General features: G+C 72.3%; 16 protein-coding genes. 9 read left to right on the top strand and 7 right to left on the bottom strand.

Features of this window, described 5'->3' with window-relative positions; genetic code table 11:
• Nucleotides 1-4 precede the first annotated feature (4 nt).
• The 6 genes from AB0J40_RS13900 to AB0J40_RS13875 all read left to right on the top strand — a co-directional run bounded on the left by AB0J40_RS13900 (nt 5) and on the right by AB0J40_RS13875 (nt 6,600).
• On the top strand, nt 5-544 hold the full coding sequence (locus AB0J40_RS13900) for a hypothetical protein (protein ID WP_364452012.1): 540 nt from the start codon (nt 5-7) through the stop codon (nt 542-544).
• Entirely contained in the window at nt 541-1,635 is a 1,095-nt protein-coding gene (locus AB0J40_RS13895) for a peptidoglycan-binding protein (RefSeq protein ID WP_364452009.1), read from the top strand. Before AB0J40_RS13900 ends, AB0J40_RS13895 begins: the two co-directional genes overlap by 4 nt.
• Nucleotides 1,632-2,318: an ABC transporter ATP-binding protein gene (locus AB0J40_RS13890; RefSeq protein ID WP_364452006.1), complete on the top strand. Its 687-nt coding sequence runs from the start codon at nt 1,632-1,634 to the stop codon at nt 2,316-2,318. Before AB0J40_RS13895 ends, AB0J40_RS13890 begins: the two co-directional genes overlap by 4 nt.
• Nucleotides 2,315-3,520 (top strand): ABC transporter permease, encoded by a 1,206-nt coding sequence (locus AB0J40_RS13885; protein ID WP_364452004.1) that lies wholly within the window; start codon nt 2,315-2,317, stop codon nt 3,518-3,520. The genes AB0J40_RS13890 and AB0J40_RS13885 overlap by 4 nt, the downstream gene beginning before the upstream one ends.
• A gap of 283 nt (nt 3,521-3,803) precedes the next feature.
• Entirely contained in the window at nt 3,804-5,321 is a 1,518-nt protein-coding gene (locus AB0J40_RS13880; protein WP_364452001.1) for an amidohydrolase family protein, read from the top strand.
• Between the two features lie 49 nt (nt 5,322-5,370).
• The gene (locus tag AB0J40_RS13875; RefSeq protein ID WP_364451999.1) at nt 5,371-6,600 is read left to right on the top strand and encodes a glycosyltransferase 87 family protein; all 1,230 of its coding nucleotides are present in this window, start codon (nt 5,371-5,373) and stop codon (nt 6,598-6,600) included.
• Here the strand turns inward: AB0J40_RS13875 and serC are convergent.
• A complete protein-coding gene (serC, locus tag AB0J40_RS13870; protein ID WP_364451996.1) occupies nt 6,593-7,717 on the bottom strand; it encodes a phosphoserine transaminase in 1,125 nt (374 codons plus the stop codon). The two genes, AB0J40_RS13875 and serC, sit on opposite strands and share 8 nt — an antisense overlap.
• Before the next feature lie 186 nt (nt 7,718-7,903).
• Between serC and AB0J40_RS13865 the strand changes: the two genes are divergently transcribed.
• Nucleotides 7,904-8,782, top strand: coding sequence for a hypothetical protein (locus AB0J40_RS13865; protein WP_364451993.1), 879 nt, complete (start codon nt 7,904-7,906; stop codon nt 8,780-8,782).
• Between the two features lie 61 nt (nt 8,783-8,843).
• Here AB0J40_RS13865 and AB0J40_RS13860 read toward each other — a convergent pair whose 3' ends face one another.
• The 5 genes from AB0J40_RS13860 to AB0J40_RS13840 are packed head-to-tail and all read right to left on the bottom strand — an operon-like array spanning nt 8,844 to nt 13,624.
• Nucleotides 8,844-10,184: a serine hydrolase domain-containing protein gene (locus AB0J40_RS13860; RefSeq protein WP_364451990.1), complete on the bottom strand. Its 1,341-nt coding sequence runs from the start codon at nt 10,182-10,184 to the stop codon at nt 8,844-8,846.
• 23 nt (nt 10,185-10,207) lie between these two features.
• Nucleotides 10,208-10,828, bottom strand: a complete 621-nt coding sequence (locus tag AB0J40_RS13855; protein WP_364451989.1) for a response regulator transcription factor — start codon at nt 10,826-10,828, stop codon at nt 10,208-10,210.
• Nucleotides 10,825-11,982 (bottom strand): sensor histidine kinase, encoded by a 1,158-nt coding sequence (locus AB0J40_RS13850; RefSeq protein ID WP_364452573.1) that lies wholly within the window; start codon nt 11,980-11,982, stop codon nt 10,825-10,827. Before AB0J40_RS13850 ends, AB0J40_RS13855 begins: the two co-directional genes overlap by 4 nt.
• On the bottom strand, nt 11,979-12,788 hold the full coding sequence (locus AB0J40_RS13845; RefSeq protein WP_364451986.1) for an ABC transporter permease: 810 nt from the start codon (nt 12,786-12,788) through the stop codon (nt 11,979-11,981). The genes AB0J40_RS13850 and AB0J40_RS13845 overlap by 4 nt, the downstream gene beginning before the upstream one ends.
• Complete coding sequence (locus tag AB0J40_RS13840; RefSeq protein ID WP_364451984.1) at nt 12,785-13,624, bottom strand: ABC transporter ATP-binding protein; 840 nt, start codon at nt 13,622-13,624, stop codon at nt 12,785-12,787. Before AB0J40_RS13840 ends, AB0J40_RS13845 begins: the two co-directional genes overlap by 4 nt.
• Nucleotides 13,625-13,854: 230 nt before the next feature.
• On the opposite strand from AB0J40_RS13840, the gene AB0J40_RS13835 reads away from it, so the two are divergent.
• Nucleotides 13,855-15,549: an SDR family oxidoreductase gene (locus AB0J40_RS13835; protein WP_364452571.1), complete on the top strand. Its 1,695-nt coding sequence runs from the start codon at nt 13,855-13,857 to the stop codon at nt 15,547-15,549.
• A 14-nt stretch (nt 15,550-15,563) separates the two neighbouring features.
• Nucleotides 15,564-16,151 carry a TetR/AcrR family transcriptional regulator gene (locus AB0J40_RS13830; protein WP_364452569.1) on the top strand — a complete coding sequence of 196 codons (588 nt, stop codon included), beginning with the start codon at nt 15,564-15,566 and terminating at the stop codon, nt 16,149-16,151.
• Nucleotides 16,152-16,173: 22 nt separating this feature from the next.
• On the opposite strand, the gene AB0J40_RS13825 is transcribed toward AB0J40_RS13830, so the two are convergent.
• Nucleotides 16,174-17,322, bottom strand: coding sequence for a citrate synthase 2 (locus AB0J40_RS13825; RefSeq protein ID WP_364451981.1), 1,149 nt, complete (start codon nt 17,320-17,322; stop codon nt 16,174-16,176).
• Nucleotides 17,323-17,542 lie beyond the last annotated feature (220 nt).

The raw sequence follows: 17,542 nt of genomic DNA, 5'->3' as shown, positions 1-17,542 counted from the left end.
AGCCATGCGGACACGGATCTTCGTCGCGGCGCTCGGGGCGGCGCTGCTGCTCGGGGGCTGCGGCGCGAAGGCCGACGACGGGTCGAAGGTGGCGTCGATCTCGACGCCGCCGAAGTCGGGCGGGCCCACGGCCGCCGACAACAGCGGCAAGAGCGACGAAGACAAGATGCGCGACTTCGCCAAGTGCATGCGCGAGCACGGCGTCGACATGCCCGACCCGAAACCGGCGGGCGACGGCAAGGGCATGGCGATCACCCTGGGCGGCGACGCCAAGGACAGCGGGAAACTCGAGGCCGCGCAGAACGCGTGCAAGCACCTCATGCCCAACGGCGGCGAGATGAAGCCGCCGAGCGCCGAGGAGCTCGACAAGATGCGCAAGGACGCCAAGTGCATGCGCGACCACGGCATCGACATGCCGGACCCCGACCCGAGCGGCAAGGGCACGATGCGGATCGGCGGGCCGGGCGACGACCCGAAGAAGTTCGAAGACGCCGCGAAGGCCTGTGGTCTCGGCATGTCCATGCACGCGGAGCCGGCGAAGTGAACGAAGTGACCCACCTCAAGCCGCGCCGCCGCGGCCGGACGCGCTGGTTCGTCGCCGGCGCGGTCCTCGTCGTGGTGCTGGGCACCACCTCCGTTGTGGTGCTGACGCGCGTTTCGAGCGCGACCCCCGTGAAGGAGGCCGCGCCGCCGCCGGTCGAGACGGCCGAGGTCGTCAAGACCGACCTCAGCGAGGAAGAGGAAGCCGACGGCACCCTCGGCTACGGCGACGAATCGAGCGTCCAGGGCCGCAAGCCGGGCACGATCACGTCGCTGCCCGACGCCGGCGCCACGATCACCCGGTGCAAGCCGGTGTACGGAGTGGACGCCAAGCCGGTGCCGCTCTTCTACGGCACGCTGCCCTTCTACCGCGACCTCGCGAGCGGTGTGGACGACGGCGCCGACGTCAAGCAGCTGGAGGAGAACCTCAAGGCGTGCGGCTTCGGCGGGTTCGGCACGCCGGACAAGAAGTTCACGGCGGCGACGGCGGCCGCGCTGAAGAAGTGGCAGAAGTCCTTGGGACTGGAGCAGACCGGCGCGTTCGGCCAGGGCGACGTCGTGCTCGCGGCGGGCGAGGTCCGCGTGTCGGCGCTGTCGGCGAAGCCCGGCTCGCCCGCGCAGGGCGAAGTGCTCAAGACGACCGGGACCGTCCGGTCGGTGCAGGTGAAGCTGGACGCGGCCAAGCAGGATCTCGCTCAGCAGGGCGCGAAGGCGTCCGTGACGATCAACGGCAAGACGACCCAGGGCACCATCACCGACGTCGGGCGGACCGCCGTCGAAGGCAAGGACGCGGCGGGCCAGGACGACGGCAAGCCCAAGATCACCGTGACCGTCCGGCTCGACGACCCCGCGGCGGGCGGCACGCTCGACTCGGCGCCGGCGAGCGTCCGGTTCACCAAGGACGTCCACCACGGCGTGCTGGCGGTGCCGGTCGGGGCGTTGCTCGCGCTCGCCGAAGGCGGCTACGCCGTCGAGGTCGACGAGAACGGGCAACGGCGGCTGATCGCCGTCCAAACCGGACTGTTCAGCGGCGGCAAGGTCGAGGTCACCGGCAACGGCCTCACCGCGGGCATGCGGGTGGTGACGACCTCGTGACGCCCGTGCTGCGCGTCCACGAGGTCACGCGCACCTACCCCGGCGGGGTGGCCGCGCTCGACGGTGTCTCGCTGTCGCTGGAAAACGGCGAGATGGTGGCGATCGTCGGGCCGTCGGGGTCCGGCAAGTCGACGCTGCTGCACCTGATGGGCACGCTCGACCGGCCGTCGTCGGGGCGCGTCGAGCTGCACGGCCACGACGTCGCCGCGCTGCCGGACCGGAAGGTCTCGGCGCTGCGGTCGCGCTGGATCGGGTTCGTGTTCCAGCAGTTCTTCCTCGACGAAGGGATGAGTGCGGTGGACAACGTGTGCACCGGCCTGCTCTACGCCGGGGTGCCGCGGCGACGGCGGCGCGCGCGGGCGCTGGCCGCGCTCGACCGCGTCAAGCTCGGGCACCGGGCGTGGCACCGGCCGGGGGAGCTGTCCGGCGGGGAACGCCAGCGCGTCGCGATCGCGCGGGCCGTGGTGAACGAGCCGTCGATCCTGCTGGCCGACGAGCCGACCGGCAACCTCGACACCGGCACCGGCGCGTCGGTGCTGTCGTTGCTCGGCGAGCTGTCCGCGGACGGCACCACAATTGTCGTCATCACCCACGACCGGGAGATCGCGGCGGGCATGCCGCGCCGGATCGAGCTGCTCGACGGGCACCTGCGCCTCGACACCGGCCTGGTGGGTGCGCGATGACGGCGGTGCTGCTGCCGGAACCGGCCCGGCTCAAGCCGCCGGACGTCGTCGCGCTGGGTGCCCACGGCATGCGGACGCGGCCGGTCCGCGCGGTGCTTTCCGCGCTGGGCATCGCGATCGGCGTCGCGGCGATGGTCGCGGTGCTGGCGATCCCGGCGTCCGGCGGGCAGGCCCTGCACGACCGGCTGGCCGCGCTCGGCACGAACCTGCTCACCGCCGGGCCGGGGCAGACGCTCTTCGGGGACGACGCGGTGTTGCCGGACGACGCCGTCCCGATGGCGAAGCGGATCGGCCCGGTCCAGGCGGCCAGCGGCACGGGGAACACGTCGGCGAGCGTGCGGCGCAGCGACAAGATCGCCCCGGACGACACGTCCGGGCTCGCGGTGTACGCGGCGAAGCCGGACCTGCTGGCCGTGCTCGGCGGGAAGGTCCGCGCCGGCGCGTTCCTGGCGGCGGGCAACCAGGACTACCCGGTGACGGTGCTCGGCTCGCAGGCCGCGGCCCGGCTCGGCATCGACCACATCGACCCGGCGCGGCCACCGCAGGTGCTGATCGGGACGCAGTGGTTCACGGTGGTCGGGATCCTCTCGCCGATGCCGCTGGCCCCGGAGATCGAACGGTCGGCACTGGTCGGCTGGGACGTCGCGAAGCGGCTGCTCGGGTTCGACGGCCATCCGTCCACTGTGTACGTCCGCGCGGAGGAGTCCCAAGTGGACGGTGTGCGATCGGTGCTGGGCGCGACGCTGAACCCGCAGGCGCCGAACGAGGTGGAGGTCCGCCGCCCGTCGGACGCGCTCGCCGCGCAGAAGCTCACGGACACGACGTACAGCGCGCTGTTCCTGGGATTGGGCGGCGTGGCGTTGCTGGTCGGCGGGGTCGGGGTGGCGAACACGATGGTGATCTCGGTGCTGGAGAGACGGCGCGAGATCGGCCTGCGCCGCGCGCTCGGGGCGACGAAGCGGCAGATCCGCGGGCAGTTCCTGGCGGAGTCGGTGTTGTTGTCGGGGCTCGGCGGGCTGGCGGGGGTGCTGGCCGGGGTGCTGGTGACGGCGGGGTACGCGCTGAGCCAGGGCTGGCCGGCGGTGTTGCCGTGGGCGACGCTGGCCGGGGGCGTGGGTGTGGCGGCCCTGGTGGGGGCGATCGCGGGGGCGTACCCGGCGGTCCGGGCGGCCCGGTTGGCGCCGACGCAGGCGTTGGCTTGAGGTGGTCCCGGGGCGGCCGTTGTGCCGCCCCGGGACCACTGGCGCCCCTGACCGGCTGGGTCCGCTTTGGCGAAGCGGGCGGTGCAAGCGGCGCGGCCGGCGACCGCGCGGTTCGGCCGGGGAGGGGAGCCGAGCGCACCGCCCGCGCGCGTGCACTTCCGTGCCGGAACCGCATCCCGCGCTACCTCCGAGCGTGCGCAGCCGGGAACAGCGCACGCTGGGAGATCCGCGCTCCCCTCCCGGCGGGTTGAATGAGCGGCGAACCCGAGCGAAGGGGGCGGCCGTGGTGCGGGTCGAAGCGAACCGGCGTGACTTCCTTCGATGGCTGGCAGCCGCCGGTGCCGGGCTCGCCACCGCGGGGATCGCCCCCGCCGTCTTCGCGCAGGAGGCCGCCGCGGCCGGGTCGGATGTCGTTGTCGTTCTGGGGGCCACCGTCGTCGACGGCACCGATGGCCCGCCCCGGCCGGACTGGGCCGTCGTGCTGGTCGGTGACCGGATCGCCTGGACCGGCCCCGCCGCGCACCTGCCTTCCCCGACCGGCGTCCGGACGATCGACGGCCGGGGCCGGTACCTCGTGCCCGGTCTCTGGGACCTGCACACGCACGGCCTCGACCTCGAGCGGGTCTTCCCGCCGCTCTACCTCGCCAACGGCGTCACCGGCATCCGCGAGATGTGGGGCTACACCGAAAACCGCGCGGCGCGCGACAAGATCGTCCGCGGGGAGCTGGCCGGTCCGCGGGTCGTCATGGGCAGCTCGATCGTCGACGGTCCCGTCTCCATGCTCCAGCCGCCGGTGACGAAGGTGGCGACCGCCGCCGAGGCGCGCGCGGCCGTCCGGACCGCCGTCGCCGAGGGTGCCGACTTCGTCAAGGTGTACTCCTACCTGGGCGCGGAGGCCTTCGCGGCGATCGCCGACGAGTGCCGCCACGCCGGCCTGCCGTTCGCCGGGCACTGGCCGTACCGGGTCCCGCAACCGGCCGCGAGCGACGCCGGCCAGCACAGTCTCGAGCACCTCTTCGGCGTCCCCCTCTACACGTCGGCGCATCGGGACGAGTTCCTCCGGACGCTGGCCGCGACGCCGTTCGACCCGGCCAACCCGCGTTCGTTCTTCGTCCTGGCCCGGGAACTGGACCGGCGCGCCACCGAGACGTACAGCCCGTGGCGCGCCCAGCAGTTCTTCGCCCGTCTCGTGGGCAACGGAACCCGGCTGACCCCGACGATGGTCGTCAACAAGGTGATGTGCTCGCCCGCCGGCACCTTCGCGCACGACCCGCGGCTGAAGTACATCCCGAAGGACGTGCGGGACAACTGGGCCGAGCAAATCCGGATCCGCACGCCGATCACCCCCGAAGAAATCGCGCAGCAGGACGCCTACTTCCACGCGCAGGTGGAGCTGGCCGGCGCGGCGCACCGGGCCGGTGTCCCCCTCCTCGCCGGCACGGACTGCCTGAACCCGTACGTCTTTCCCGGCTTCAGCCTGCACGACGAGCTGGAGCACCTGGTCGAAGCGGGGCTGTCCCCGCGGCGGGCGCTGCAGGTGGCGACCCGGGACGCGGCGGCGTTCCTCGGCCGGTCCGCGACCGCGGGCACGATCGCCGCCGGCAAGGTGGCCGACCTGGTGCTCCTCGACGCCGACCCCTTGGCCGACATCGGCGCGATCCGGCGGATCGACACGGTCGTGGCGGCCGGCCGGGTGTTCGGCCGCGCGGCGCTGGACCGCATGCTCGCCGATGTCGCGGCGGCGACGAGCGCGGGCGCGAACGCCAGGTCAGTGGGCTTGCCGGTGCACAGCTGCTGCTGAGCGCCCGGTAATCTCGGCCGGTCGAAGACCTGGGGTTCGAGGGGGCGCGTTGACTGGGCGGAAGCTGGCGTGGGCGCTCGCGTTGCTCGAAGTCGTCGCCGTCGTCCTCGTGCTGGTCCTCAAGCGGTTCGACGGGCTGGACCTGGAGGTCTACCTCGGCGGGGCCAAGGCGCTGGCCGAGCAGGGCTCGCCGTACGACGCGTGGGTGCCGACCACGCACCAGATCCTGCTGCCGTTCACCTACACGCCGTTCGCCGCGGCCGCGTTCTGGCCCGGCACGCTGCTGCCCTTCGCCGTCACGATGAAGCTGGTCAGCATCGCGTCGATCGTCGCGACCGGCGTCGTCGCCTACCTCTACGTCGCGACGCTCAACGGCTCGCTCACCGACCCCTCGAAGGTCACCGGCCGGGTGGTCGCCGCCCTGGTCGCGATCGGCGCGCAGCTCGCCGGGGCCCTGCTGGAGCCGGTGCGCTCGACGCTCGGCTTCGGCCAGATCAACGCGCTGCTCATGGTCCTGGTCGTCCTCGACGTCCTGCTCCCCGGCGACCGCAAGCGGACGAAGGGCTTGCTCATCGGCGTGGCCGCGGCGATCAAGCTGACCCCGGCCGTCTTCGTCGTCTACTTCCTCTTCCGCCGCGACTTCCGCTCGGCCGCGCGCGTGGTCGCCGGGTTCGTCGCGGCCGGGGCGCTGCTGTGGCTGATCCGGCCGTCGGCGTCGGTCACGTACTGGACGAAGCTGGTCTTCGACGCGGGCCGCATCGGCGGTGTCGACTACGTCGGCAACCAGTCGCTGCACGGCCTGACCGTGCGCGCCGGCTGGCCGGAGTTCGCCTGGGTGCTGGCCGCGCTCGCCGTGATGGCCCTGGTCGCGGTGATCATCGTGCGGGCCGCCGAGCCGGTGCTGGGGCTCACCGCCTGCGCGCTCGGCGGGCTGCTGGTGTCGCCGATCTCGTGGACCCACCACTGGACGTGGTGCGTGCCGATCCTGGTGCTGGCCGGCTACTACGGCGTCCGCGCGTGGCGGACCGACCGCGTCGTGACGTGGTGGTCGGCCGGCGTCGTGGTCGCGGGACTGGTGTTGTTCATCGTCGGCCCGATGTGGTTCGCGCCGCGCCCGGCCACGTCCGTGGGCTGGTGGCTGGCGACGGAGTCCTACGAGCTCTTCGGCCTGTTCCTGCTGGTCCTCGCCGCGATCGCCGCACCCCGGTTGCGCACGAAGAAAGGGGCCCTCCCCGCCGTGGCGGAAAGGGCCCCCTCCGAAGCTCCTCAGGTCAGCTGAGGCGCTCGACCACGTACTCGATCGCCTGCGTCAGCTTGGTGACGTCGTCGGGGTCGATGGCCGGGAACAGGCCGACGCGCAGCTGGTTGCGGCCCAGCTTGCGGTACGGCTCGGTGTCGACGATCCCGTTGGCGCGCAGCACCTTCGCCACCGCGGCGGCGTCGACCTCGTCACTGAAGTCCACCGTGCCGACGACCTGCGAGCGCAGGTCCGGGTCCTTCACGAACGGCGTCGTGTAGCTCGTCTTCTCGGCCCACTCGTACAGCCGCGACGACGAGTCCTTCGTGCGCGAGGTTGTCCACTCCAGGCCGCCCTGGCCGTTCATCCACTCGATCTGCTCGGCGAGCAGGAACAGCGTGGCCACGGCCGGCGTGTTGTACGTCTGGTCCTTGCGGGAGTTGTCCAGCGCGGTGGTCAGCGACAGGAACTCGGGGATCCAGCGGTCGCTCCCGCCGATCTCGCCGATCCGCTCGACCGCGGCCGGGGAGGCCAGCGCGATCCACAGGCCGCCGTCCGCGGCGAACGACTTCTGCGGCGCGAAGTAGTAGACGTCGAAGTCCTCGGCCTTGACCGGGAGGCCGCCGGCGCCGGAGGTGGCGTCGATGGCCACCAGCGCGCCGTCCGAGCCCTCGGGGCGGCGGACCGGCACGGCCACCCCGGTGGACGTCTCGTTGTGCGCCCAGCCGACGAGGTCCGCACCGGCTTCGTAGGCGATGTCCGGCGCGCTGCCGGGCTCGGCCTTGACGACGATCGGGTCGGCCAGGAACGGCGCGCCCTTGGTCACGGTGGCGAACTTCGAGGAGAACTCCCCGTAGGTGAAGTGCTGCGCGCGCTCGCGGACCAGGCCGAAGGCGGCCGCGTCCCAGAACGCCGTGGTGCCACCGTTGCCCAGGATCACCTCGTAGCCGTCGGGCAGGGAGAACAGCTCGGACAGGCCCGCCCGCACGCGCCCGACGAGGGACTTGACCGGCTTCTGCCGGTGCGACGTGCCGAGGTAGGTGGAGCCGGACTCTGCCAGTGCGCTCAGCTGCTCGGCGCGGACCTTCGACGGTCCGCAGCCGAAGCGGCCGTCGGCCGGCTTGAGGTCTGCGGGGATGGTCAACTCAGCGTCGGTCATGTGGCCAGTCTCTCAGGTCGGGATACGGCTGGTGAAGGCGGTTCTGCGGTGTCCGGTATGTGGAACAGACGGTGTTCCGGGCACCGGGACGCCCGCGGTCGACTCTAGGCCGCTCACCCAACCGGCGGCCGGGGGCGCGAGTAATCCGCTGTCGGCGACCCCGGGACGCTCGGTAGCTTCACGGCCGTGAACACCGAGGATGCACCGTGGCGGCCGCGGTGGTGGCTGCTGTGGAGCTGGGGCGGGATCGCCGTCGTGCACCTGGTCTCGAACGGCGGCTGGACGTCGGACACCACGATCGCACTGCCGGTCGGGCTGGCCGTGACCCTGGTGCTGGTGTTCGTCCGGCGGCTGCCGTGGTGGCTCACCGGTGAGCTGCCCGCGCGGCGCCGGGGACTGATCCTGGCCGGTCTCGGGGGCTTGGCGCTGCTGGACGCGGTGATCGTGGCCGCGCTGTTCGCGCACCCGCCCCACGGCGCCGACGTCGTCAACGCCGGGGTGGTCGTCGCGATCTTCGGCGGCGGGACCGCGTTCGCCGCGTCCCGGCTGGTGCCGAAGCGGCCGTCGACCCGGCGCGCGAGCCTGCGGCTGCGCCTGTGGGCGGCGACCGCCGCGGTGTGGTCGGCCGGCGCCGGGGTGCTGGCGCTCGAGATCGGCGCCATCGTGCTGACCGGCGGTTGGCTGCCGTGGTTCGTCCCGATCGCCGGCGGGGTCGCCGTGGTGGCGCTGGCCGCGTGGCGGTCCGACCTGGCGGGCCCGGCCCGTTGCCTCGCGACCGGCCGGTGGACGCCGATCGCGGCCGCGTCGTTCGACGTGCGCCCGGGCGGGCCGGTGAACGGCTGGGCCGTCCTGCCGAACGACGTCCGGATCCGGTTCCACCTGCCCGTGACGCCGCCGGACATCGCGGCCGAGCTGGCCGGCCGGCGCCGGCTGTGGCTGGCGGGCTGGCCGTCGGAACACCTGGTCGCCGGTCTCCCGGACGGGGACAGCTACGCCGTCGGGACCATCGGGCACGTGGGCCGTGGGGGTAAAAACACGGTTCCCGCGGGTGCCGGCCGCCGGTAGGTTTCGGCACGGCTTGCGGGCCCCGCTCACCACCCTGGGGGTGTGAGCGGGGCCCGGCGGGTCAGCGCCAGCTCTCGACGCCGCCCGGCACCGGCGCCGCCGGGTCGTACGGCGTGCGGGTGAAGATGAACGTCGCCAGGTCGAGGTGCGTCGCAACGCCGTTGGCGTCCCGGCCCACTTCGAGCGTCTCGCCCGCGTAGTACCCGTCGAGGCCGACGTAGGTGTCACGGCCGGTCGCGCGGAACCGCGAACTGCGGCCCGCTCCCTCGGCCGGGGCCAGCGACAGCAGGCCGTCACCCTGGATCCGCAGGTGGTACGGCGTCGGCCCCCAGTGCCAGAGCCCGGTCAACGCCAGCAGCGCCGGGTCGACGGCGGACGGCTGCCACTCGGCGGGCAGGCGCGGCTCCAGCTCGTCGGTCATGGTGATCAGGTCCAGGCAGAGCTGGGTGATGCCGACGCCGGACGTCGAGTTCGTCAGCACCAGCGCGCCGGTCTGCGCGGCCGGGTCCACCAGCGTGACGGCGAGGAAACCGGGCATCGAGCCGGTGTGGCCGGCCAGCCGCCGGCCCTGGTAGCGCACCAGCATCAGGCCGAGGCCGAAGCCGGTCGTCCAGACGTCGGTGTCGTCGACGGTGACCATCGTCCGCATCTGCTCGATGGTCTCCGGGGACAGGACGCCGCCGCCGTGGCCGCCGAGGAACGCCGTCCAGCGGCCGAGGTCCTTCGCCGTCGACCACAGCTGGCCGGCGGGGGCCATCGCACCCGCGTCCGGGCTGGGTTCCGGCAGGAGGACGTCGGCGAAGGGGTGCACGGCGAAGCCGTCGGCGTGCGCGCCCACGGGGTGTGGAGTCGTGCGGGTCATCCCGAGCGGGCCGAGGACCTCCTCGTCGAGCACCGACAGCCAGCCCTTGCCGCGGTGGCGCGCGACGAGCTCGCCGAGCACGCCGTAGCCGACGTTCGAGTAGTGGAACCGCGCGCCCGGCCGGTGCTTGGTCGCGCCCTCGGCCAGGCTCCCGACGAGCGCGTCCCAGTCGCCGCCGGGCGTGCGCTCCCACCACAGACCGGGCGATTCGGACGTCAGGCCGGAGGTGTGCGACAGCAGCTGCGCGACGGTGGCGGCGCCGAAGGGCGTGCCCGGGACGTGCTTTTCGAGCGGGTCGTTGAGGTCGAGCAGGCCTTCGTCGCGCAGCCGCATGACGGCGGTCGCGACGAGGGTCTTGGTGATCGAGCCCAGCCGGTACTGGGTGTCGGTGCCGGGCGGCTGGTCGCCGACGCGCCCCCGGGCCCCGGACCAGACGATCTCGCCGTCCCGCACGACGGCGGCGACGAGCGAGGGTGCCCGGCAGGCGGCCTGCTCGTGGGCGATCCGGCGGAGCAGGGCGTGTGCGGTCGACTCAAGCATGAGGGCATTCTGCCGCGCGGCGCTCAGCCCAGCAGGTTCCGGGCCATCGCCGTCGTCACCGCGGCCGTCCGGTCCGACACGCCGAGCTTGCCGAACACGCGCAGCAGGTGCGTCTTCACCGTCGCCTCGCTGATGTGCAGCGCCCGCCCGATGTCGGCGTTCGTGCCGCCCTTCGCGACCAGCCGCAGCACCTCGACCTCGCGCGCCGACAGCGGCTGCGGCTCCGGGTTGCGCACGCGGTTGACCAGCTTGCCGGCCACCGACGGCGCCAAGACCGTCTCGCCGCGCGAAGCCGCCCGGATCGCATTCGCCAGCTCCGTGCGCGACGCGTCCTTCAGCAGGTAGCCCGACGCTCCCGCCTCGACCGCGCGCAGGATGTCGGCGTCCGTTTCGTACGTCGTCAGGACGACGATCCGGCGGCCCGGCTGGTCGCGCAGGATGCGTTTCGTCGCACCGACACCGTCGAGGCCGGGCATCCGCAGGTCCATCAGCACGACGTCCGGCCGCGCGACGCGGTCGAGCGCGACGGCTTCGTCGCCCGAGCCGGCCTCGCCGACGACCGTCAGGTCGGGTTCGGCTTCGAGCATGCCCCGCAGGCCTTCGCGGACGACGGGGTGGTCGTCGACGAGCATGACGCGGATCAAGCCGGCACCTCCAGGGTGAGTTCGGTGCCGCTCGGGCCACTCCGGACGCTCAGTGTGCCACCCACCTGCTCGGCGCGGGACCGCATGCCGCGCAGGCCGAAACCTGTCACGCCGCCGGGGTCGAAGCCGGCGCCGTCGTCCCGGACGGACAGCCGGACGGCGTCGTCCACAACGGACAGCCGCACCGACACCGAGGACGCGGCCGCGTGCCGCCGGACGTTGTTCAGCGCTTCCTGCGCGCCCCGCAGCAGGACCACCTCGCCCGCCATGCCGATCGCCGGGAGCGCATCGTCCACTTCGTACCGGACGGCCACGCCCGTCTCGTCGGCGAGCCGGTCGGCTTGCCGGCGGACGGCGTCCACAAGAGACCCGGAGGCCAGGTCCGCCGGGGCCAGCGCGGCGACCATCGCGCGGGCTTCGGTGAGGTTGTCGCGGGCCGTGCGGGCGGCCAGCTCGGCGTGCCGCCGGGCGGCCGCCGGATCGGTGTCCACTTCGGACTCGATGGCCTGGGCGAGCGTGACGATGCTGGTGAAGCCCTGGGCGAGGGTGTCGTGGATCTCGCGCGCCAGCCGCTCGCGTTCGGCCGCCGTACCCGCCTCCCGGGAGAGCCGGGCGACCTCGGCCTGGCTCTCCTCCAGCTTCGCGATCAAGCCCGCGCGCCCTCGGCTCTCCTCGATGACGTGCAGGATGAACTTGCCGGACAGGACGCCGAACACGACGAGGATCGCGGTCATCGGCAGCAGGATGTGCAGCGCCGGGCCCCGCAGCCCGTCCGCGGCGATCGACGACACCGGGCTCAGCACGATCGCCGTCGAGGTGAGCACCGCGGCCGGGCGGAACTCGAGCGTCGAGAACAACAGCGGGCACACCATGAACAGGATGAAGCTGGACGTCGTGTTCGCGAACATCGCGACCGCGACGAGCGCGACGACGACCACCGCCAGGAGCCACCGCTGCTTCAGGTGGCCGTCGTCGCGCACCACCCGCCGTCCCCACAGCAGGTAGGTCAGCGCGAGCGCGGTCAGCGCCCCGACCGCGACGACCGTGCGCACCGGATCGGCTTCGTCCAGCACCACCAGCGTCGTCGTGGCCAGGTACGCGACGGCGAAGAGGATCTCCCAGAGCCAGTTGAACCGGTCCCAGGCGTCCTTCACCTCGCGTCGGTCCACCGGAACGTCAGCCGCGCCAGCACCGCGCCCGCCACGCACCAGATCCCCAGCACCAGCGCCACCCGCGGGAGTTCCCATGACCCGGCCATCTCCATCCTCACCGCGGCGTCCGGCAGGAACACCGACCGGAAACCCTGGCAGATCCACTTCAACGGGAAGAACGACGCGATGTCCACCATAACCTTCGGCAGGTTCGTGATCGGCGAGACGAAGACGCCGGAGATGAACTGCAGCACCAGGTACAGCATCTGGACGATCGCGACGGCGCCGTTCGTCGACTTGGCGAGCGAGCTGATCGCGATGCCGAGCAGCGTGCACGAGACGATGCCGAGCGCGAACACCCACAGCAGCGTCAGCCACTTCTCCGGGTCGGAGGGCAGCTCGAGGCCGAAGAGGAGCACGGCGACCGCGGACATCAGGATCGTCTGGGCGAGGCTGGACACCGCGACCAGCACCATCTTGCCGATGAAGTAGGACGCGGGCGGCATCGGCGTGCCGCGAAGGCGTTTGAGCGCCCCGGTTTCGCGGTCGCCGGAGACGCCGGTCGCGATGCTGTTGAACGACGTCGAGACGATGCCGGAGCCGATCATCCCGGCCGCCAGCAGCTGCCCGGACGTGACACCCGCGAGGGCGGTAGGACCGTCCAGGATGGACCCGAGCAGGATCATCAGCACCGCGGGCAGGGAGAAGGTGAAGACCACCTGTTCCTTGTGCCGGAAGAACTGCCGCAGCTCGGTGCCGCCGCGGGCGAGTCCCAGCGAGAGCGGGCCGGGGAGGGCGAGTGTGGTCATGCCTTGTCTCCGATCAGGTCCAGGTAGATGTCCTCCAGGCTCGGCCTCGTCACCGTCAGCCCGGCGAGCTCCCTACCCCCAGCAGAGAGCTCGGTGACGAGCTTGGTCGGGTACGCGGTGCGCTCGACGTGCTCGCCGCGTTCGTCGGTCCACCGGACGGTCGCCTCGGCGGCGGCCCGGCCCCCGAGGTTCTGCGGCGTGTCCTGCGCGACGATCTCCCCGCGCGCGATCACCGCGACGCGATCGGCGAGCGCCTCGGCCTCGTCGAGGTAGTGGGTGGTCAGCAGGATGGTGGTGCCCTCGGCGGCGAGGTCGCTGATCAGCTTCCAGAACTGGCGGCGGGCTTCGGGGTCGAAGCCGGTGGTCGGCTCGTCGAGGAAAAGCAGCTCGGGCCGGCCGATGATGCCGAGTGCGACGTCGACGCGGCGCCGTTGCCCACCCGAAAGCGACTTGACCCGCGCCTTGGCCTTTTCGGTGAGCCCGACCTTCTCGATGACCTCGTCGGGGTCACGCGGGTCGGGGTAGTACTTCGCGAAGTGCCGCACGGTCTCCGCGACGCTCAGCTCGGCGGCGTCGTTGGCGGTCTGCAGGACGATCCCGATCTTCGACCGCCACGCGCGGCCGGCCTTGCCGGGGTCCTCGCCGAGCACGGTGACCTCGCCGGCCGTCCGCTGCCGGTGGCCCTCGAGGATCTCGACGGTGGTGGTCTTGCCGGCGCCGTTCGGGCCGAGCAGGGAGAAGACCTCGCCCGGGGCGATGTCCAGGTCGAGCCCGGCCACCGCCAGGTGACCGGGGTACTGCTTGCGCAGGCCGCGCACGCTCACTGCTGTGGTCATGGCTCACAGCCTGGTCCCGCCGCGCCTTGATTGGGAGCAGCGGGCAGCTGAATCCCTCTGTCCACCGTTCGGTGGACACCAGTCGTCGTCCGGGCCGCTTGGTTCCACGGGAAACCACGAAAACGCTGTCACACAAGGGAAAAGCCGAAGATTCGATTCCGCATCACCGCCGCGCGGGTGAACGCGGCTATTGACAACTTGTCTAACATGACAGAATGTCTCACAAGTGGGTGACCGCCAGCGACGGTGTCCGCCTCTCCGTCACCATCGACGGCCGGGAAGACGGGCCCACGGTCGTGCTGGTGCACGGCTATCCCGACAACAGCACGATGTGGGGCGGGGTAGCCGCGTCGCTGACGGCGAAACACCGGGTCGTCACCTACGACGTCCGCGGGGCCGGACAGTCGGACAAGCCCCCGGGACGCGCGTCCTACCGGCTGGACCAGCTGGCCGACGACCTGCGCGCGGTCGTCGAGGCGGTGCAGCCGAGCGGGAAGGTGCACCTGGTCGCCCACGACTGGGGCTCGATCCAGACCTGGCACGCCGTCACCGGCGACGGCCTGCGCGGCCGGATCGCGTCCTACACGTCGATCTCGGGCCCGAGCCTCGACCACGCCGGTGCCTGGTTCCGCGCGCAGCTCACGCGCCCGACGCCGAAGCGGCTCAAGAACGCGCTGAGCCAGTTCCTGCACTCGTGGTACATCCTCGCGTTCCAGGTCCCGCTGATCCCGGACCTGTTGTGGCGCACCGGGTTGCTGGGCAAGCAGATCCAGCGCATGGAGCCCGACGCGGCGCCGCCGGACAAGTCCGACGGCCGGTACGGCCTGGAGCTGTACCGCGCCAACATGTTCACGCGGCTCTCGCGGCCCGCCCCGCGCCCCGCCGACGTCCCGGTGCAGGTACTCGCGCCGACCGGGGACGCCTACGTCACCACGCCGCTGCAGACCGAGGTCGCGCGCTGGGTGCCCGACCTGCGGATCCGCCGGGTCGTCGGGACGCACTGGGTCACCCGCGCCAAGCCGGACGTGGTCGCCCGGGCCGCCGCGGAGCTGATCGAGTACGCCGAAACCGGCACCGAGAGCGGCGCTCTGCGCCAGGCGCGCGTGGGTACCGGCCGGTTCGCGCACAAGCTGGTCGTCGTCACCGGGGCCGGCAGCGGCATCGGCCGGGCCACCGCGCTCGCCTTCGCGGCGGAAGGCGCGGACGTCATCATCACGGACATCGATTCGGCGGCCGCTGCCGAAACCCTGAAGCTGCTCGAAGACCACGGCGTCGCCGAGTACACAGTGGACTCTTCGGACGGCGACGCCGTGCACCGCTTCGCGCGCGATGTGCGCGAGAACCACGGCGTCCCGGACATCGTCGTCAACAACGCGGGCATCGGGATGTCCGGCCCGTTCCTCGACACGTCCGTCGACGACTGGGAACGCGTCATCGACGTCAACCTCTGGGGCGTGATCCACGGCTGCCGCGCCTTCGCGCCGATGCTCGTCGAACGCGCCGAAGGCGGCCAGATCGTCAACCTCGCCTCCGCCGCGGCCTACCTGCCTTCGAAGATCCTGACCGCGTACGCGACGACGAAGTCCGCCGTGCTGACGTTGAGCGTGTGCCTGCGCGCCGAGCTGGCCGAGCATCACATCGGCGTCACGGCGGTGTGCCCGGGCATCGTCAAGACGAACATCACGAACACGACGACGTTCGTCGGGGTGTCCGAAGAGGAGCAGCGACGGCGGCGGAAGGAGAGCTCGAAGCTGTATGCCCGGCGCGGGTTCGGGCCCGAGGGGGTCGCCCGCGACATCCTGCGTGCCGTGGAGAAGGACACCGCGATCGCACCGTCCACTCCGGAGGCGAAGGCCGCACTGGTCCTTTCGCGACTGACGCCGGGGCTGCTGCGGGCGGCGGCGAAGCTGGACCTGACGCCGTGAGCCGGCCGCGGCGGATGTCGCCGCAGGCCCGCCGCGACGACCTGATCCGGGCCGCGCTCGACCTGTTCGGCTCGCGGGCGCCGGAACTGGTCACCGTGGACGACATCGTCGGGCGGGCCGAGGTGTCGCGGCCGCTGTTCTACCGGTACTTCTCCAGCCTGCGCGAGCTGCAGGTGGAGGCGCTGCGCACGGTCACCGACGGCCTCATCGACGGCCTGGCCGGCCTCGAGGAGGGCCCGCCCGAGACCCGGCTGCGTGCCGCCGTCCGCGGCCTGATCGACGTCGCCGACCACTACCGGGCGGGTTACATCGCGTTGCTGCGCAGCGGCTCGGTGATCGCGACCTCGGAAACGGACGCGGCGATCGACGAGGTCCGCAACCGCGCGGTGGCCCTGATCCTGGACGCGCTCGGCGTCGAAGACCCGTCACCGCTGCTCTCGCTGACCCTGCGCTGCTGGACGGCGGTGGTCGAAGGCGCCCTGCTGAGCTGGCTCCAGGAGCGGACGGTCCCGCGCGAGCACCTGGACACGTGGCTGGTCGACCAGCTCACGGCCATGCTCGACGCCACCGCCAAGCACGACAAAGCCGGCACCTTCCGGTGAAAGTGCCGGCCTCGTCCGAGCGTCAGTGCTTGGTGACCAGTTCCCAGCCCTCGACGTCCTCGGGGCTGCGGGGCGCCGGGCCGACGTACTTGGCCGACGGCCGCACCAGGCGTCCGGTGCGCTTCTGCTCGAGGATGTGCGCGGCCCAGCCGGCGGTGCGCGCCGAGCTGAACATCGCGGGCATCATGTGCGGCGGGACCTGGGCGAAGTCCAGGATGACGGCGGCCCAGAACTCGACGTTCGTCTCGATCGGGTGGTCCGGACGCCGCTCGCGCAGCTCCGTGAGCGCCGCCTGCTCCAGCGCGGCGGCCGCCTCGTAGCGGCTCGCGCCCAGCTCCTGGCAGGTGCGGCGCAGCACGCGCGCCCGCGGGTCCTCGGCCCGGTAGACGCGGTGGCCGAAGCCCATCAGGCGTTCCTTGCGGTCGAGGATGCCCTTGACCAGGCCCGCCGGGTCGCCGGTGCGCTCGACCTCTTCGATCATCGGCAGCACGCGCGCCGGCGCACCGCCGTGCAGCGGGCCCGACATCGCGCCGATGGCGCCGGACATGGCCGCCGCCACGTCCGCGCCGGTGGAGGCGATGACGCGGGCGGTGAAGGTCGACGCGTTGAGGCCGTGCTCGGCGGCCGACACCCAGTAGGCGTCCAGCGCCTTGACGTGCGCGGGGTCGGGCTCGCCGCGCCAGCGGACGAGGAACCGCTCGGTGATCGAGTGGGCCTCGTCGACGCGGGTCTGCGGCACGGCGGGCTGGCCGATGCCGCGCGCCGACTGCGCGACGTAGGACAGGGCCATCACCGAAGCGCGGGCCAGCTGCTCGCGGGCCTCCTCGTCGGTGATGTCGAGCAGCGGGCGGTAGCCCCAGATCGGCGCGAGCATGGCCAGCGCGGCCTGGACGTCCACCCGGACGTCGCCGGTGTGCACCGGCAGCGGGAACGGCTCGGCGGGCGGCAGGCCGTGGCCGAACCGGCCGTCCACGAGGAGACCCCATACGTCACCGAAGGTCACCTTGCCGGCGAGGTCCTCGATGTCGACGCCGCGGTAGCGCAGCGCACCGCCGTCCCGGTCGGGTTCGGCGATCTCGGTGTGGAAGGCGACGACGCCCTCCAGGCCCGGTCGGAAGCCGTCGTCGGGTTGGCCGGACGGCTGTGGCTTGCTGATCGTGGAGGTAGTCACTGTTTCGCGGAACCTTTCGGTGCGCTTTTTTCCCCGTCTTGGTGGTGGTGCTCGCGCGGACGGAATAGCGCACGGAAAGCGCGCACCATCGCACGGATGGATAGACCTTGCTCCCTCGATCGCCGGGGGGCAATCGAAAGAAGCGGTGGTTTCGGTCACGATTACGAGAACGATTCAGTCACCGAAGCCGTCCAGCAGGAGAATTTTCGCCACGCACTGT

This window comes from Amycolatopsis sp. NPDC049691, from assembly GCF_040675005.1.
Taxonomy (GTDB): Bacteria; Actinomycetota; Actinomycetes; order Mycobacteriales; family Pseudonocardiaceae; genus Amycolatopsis.
This window is presented reverse-complemented; position numbering and strand designations above follow the sequence as displayed.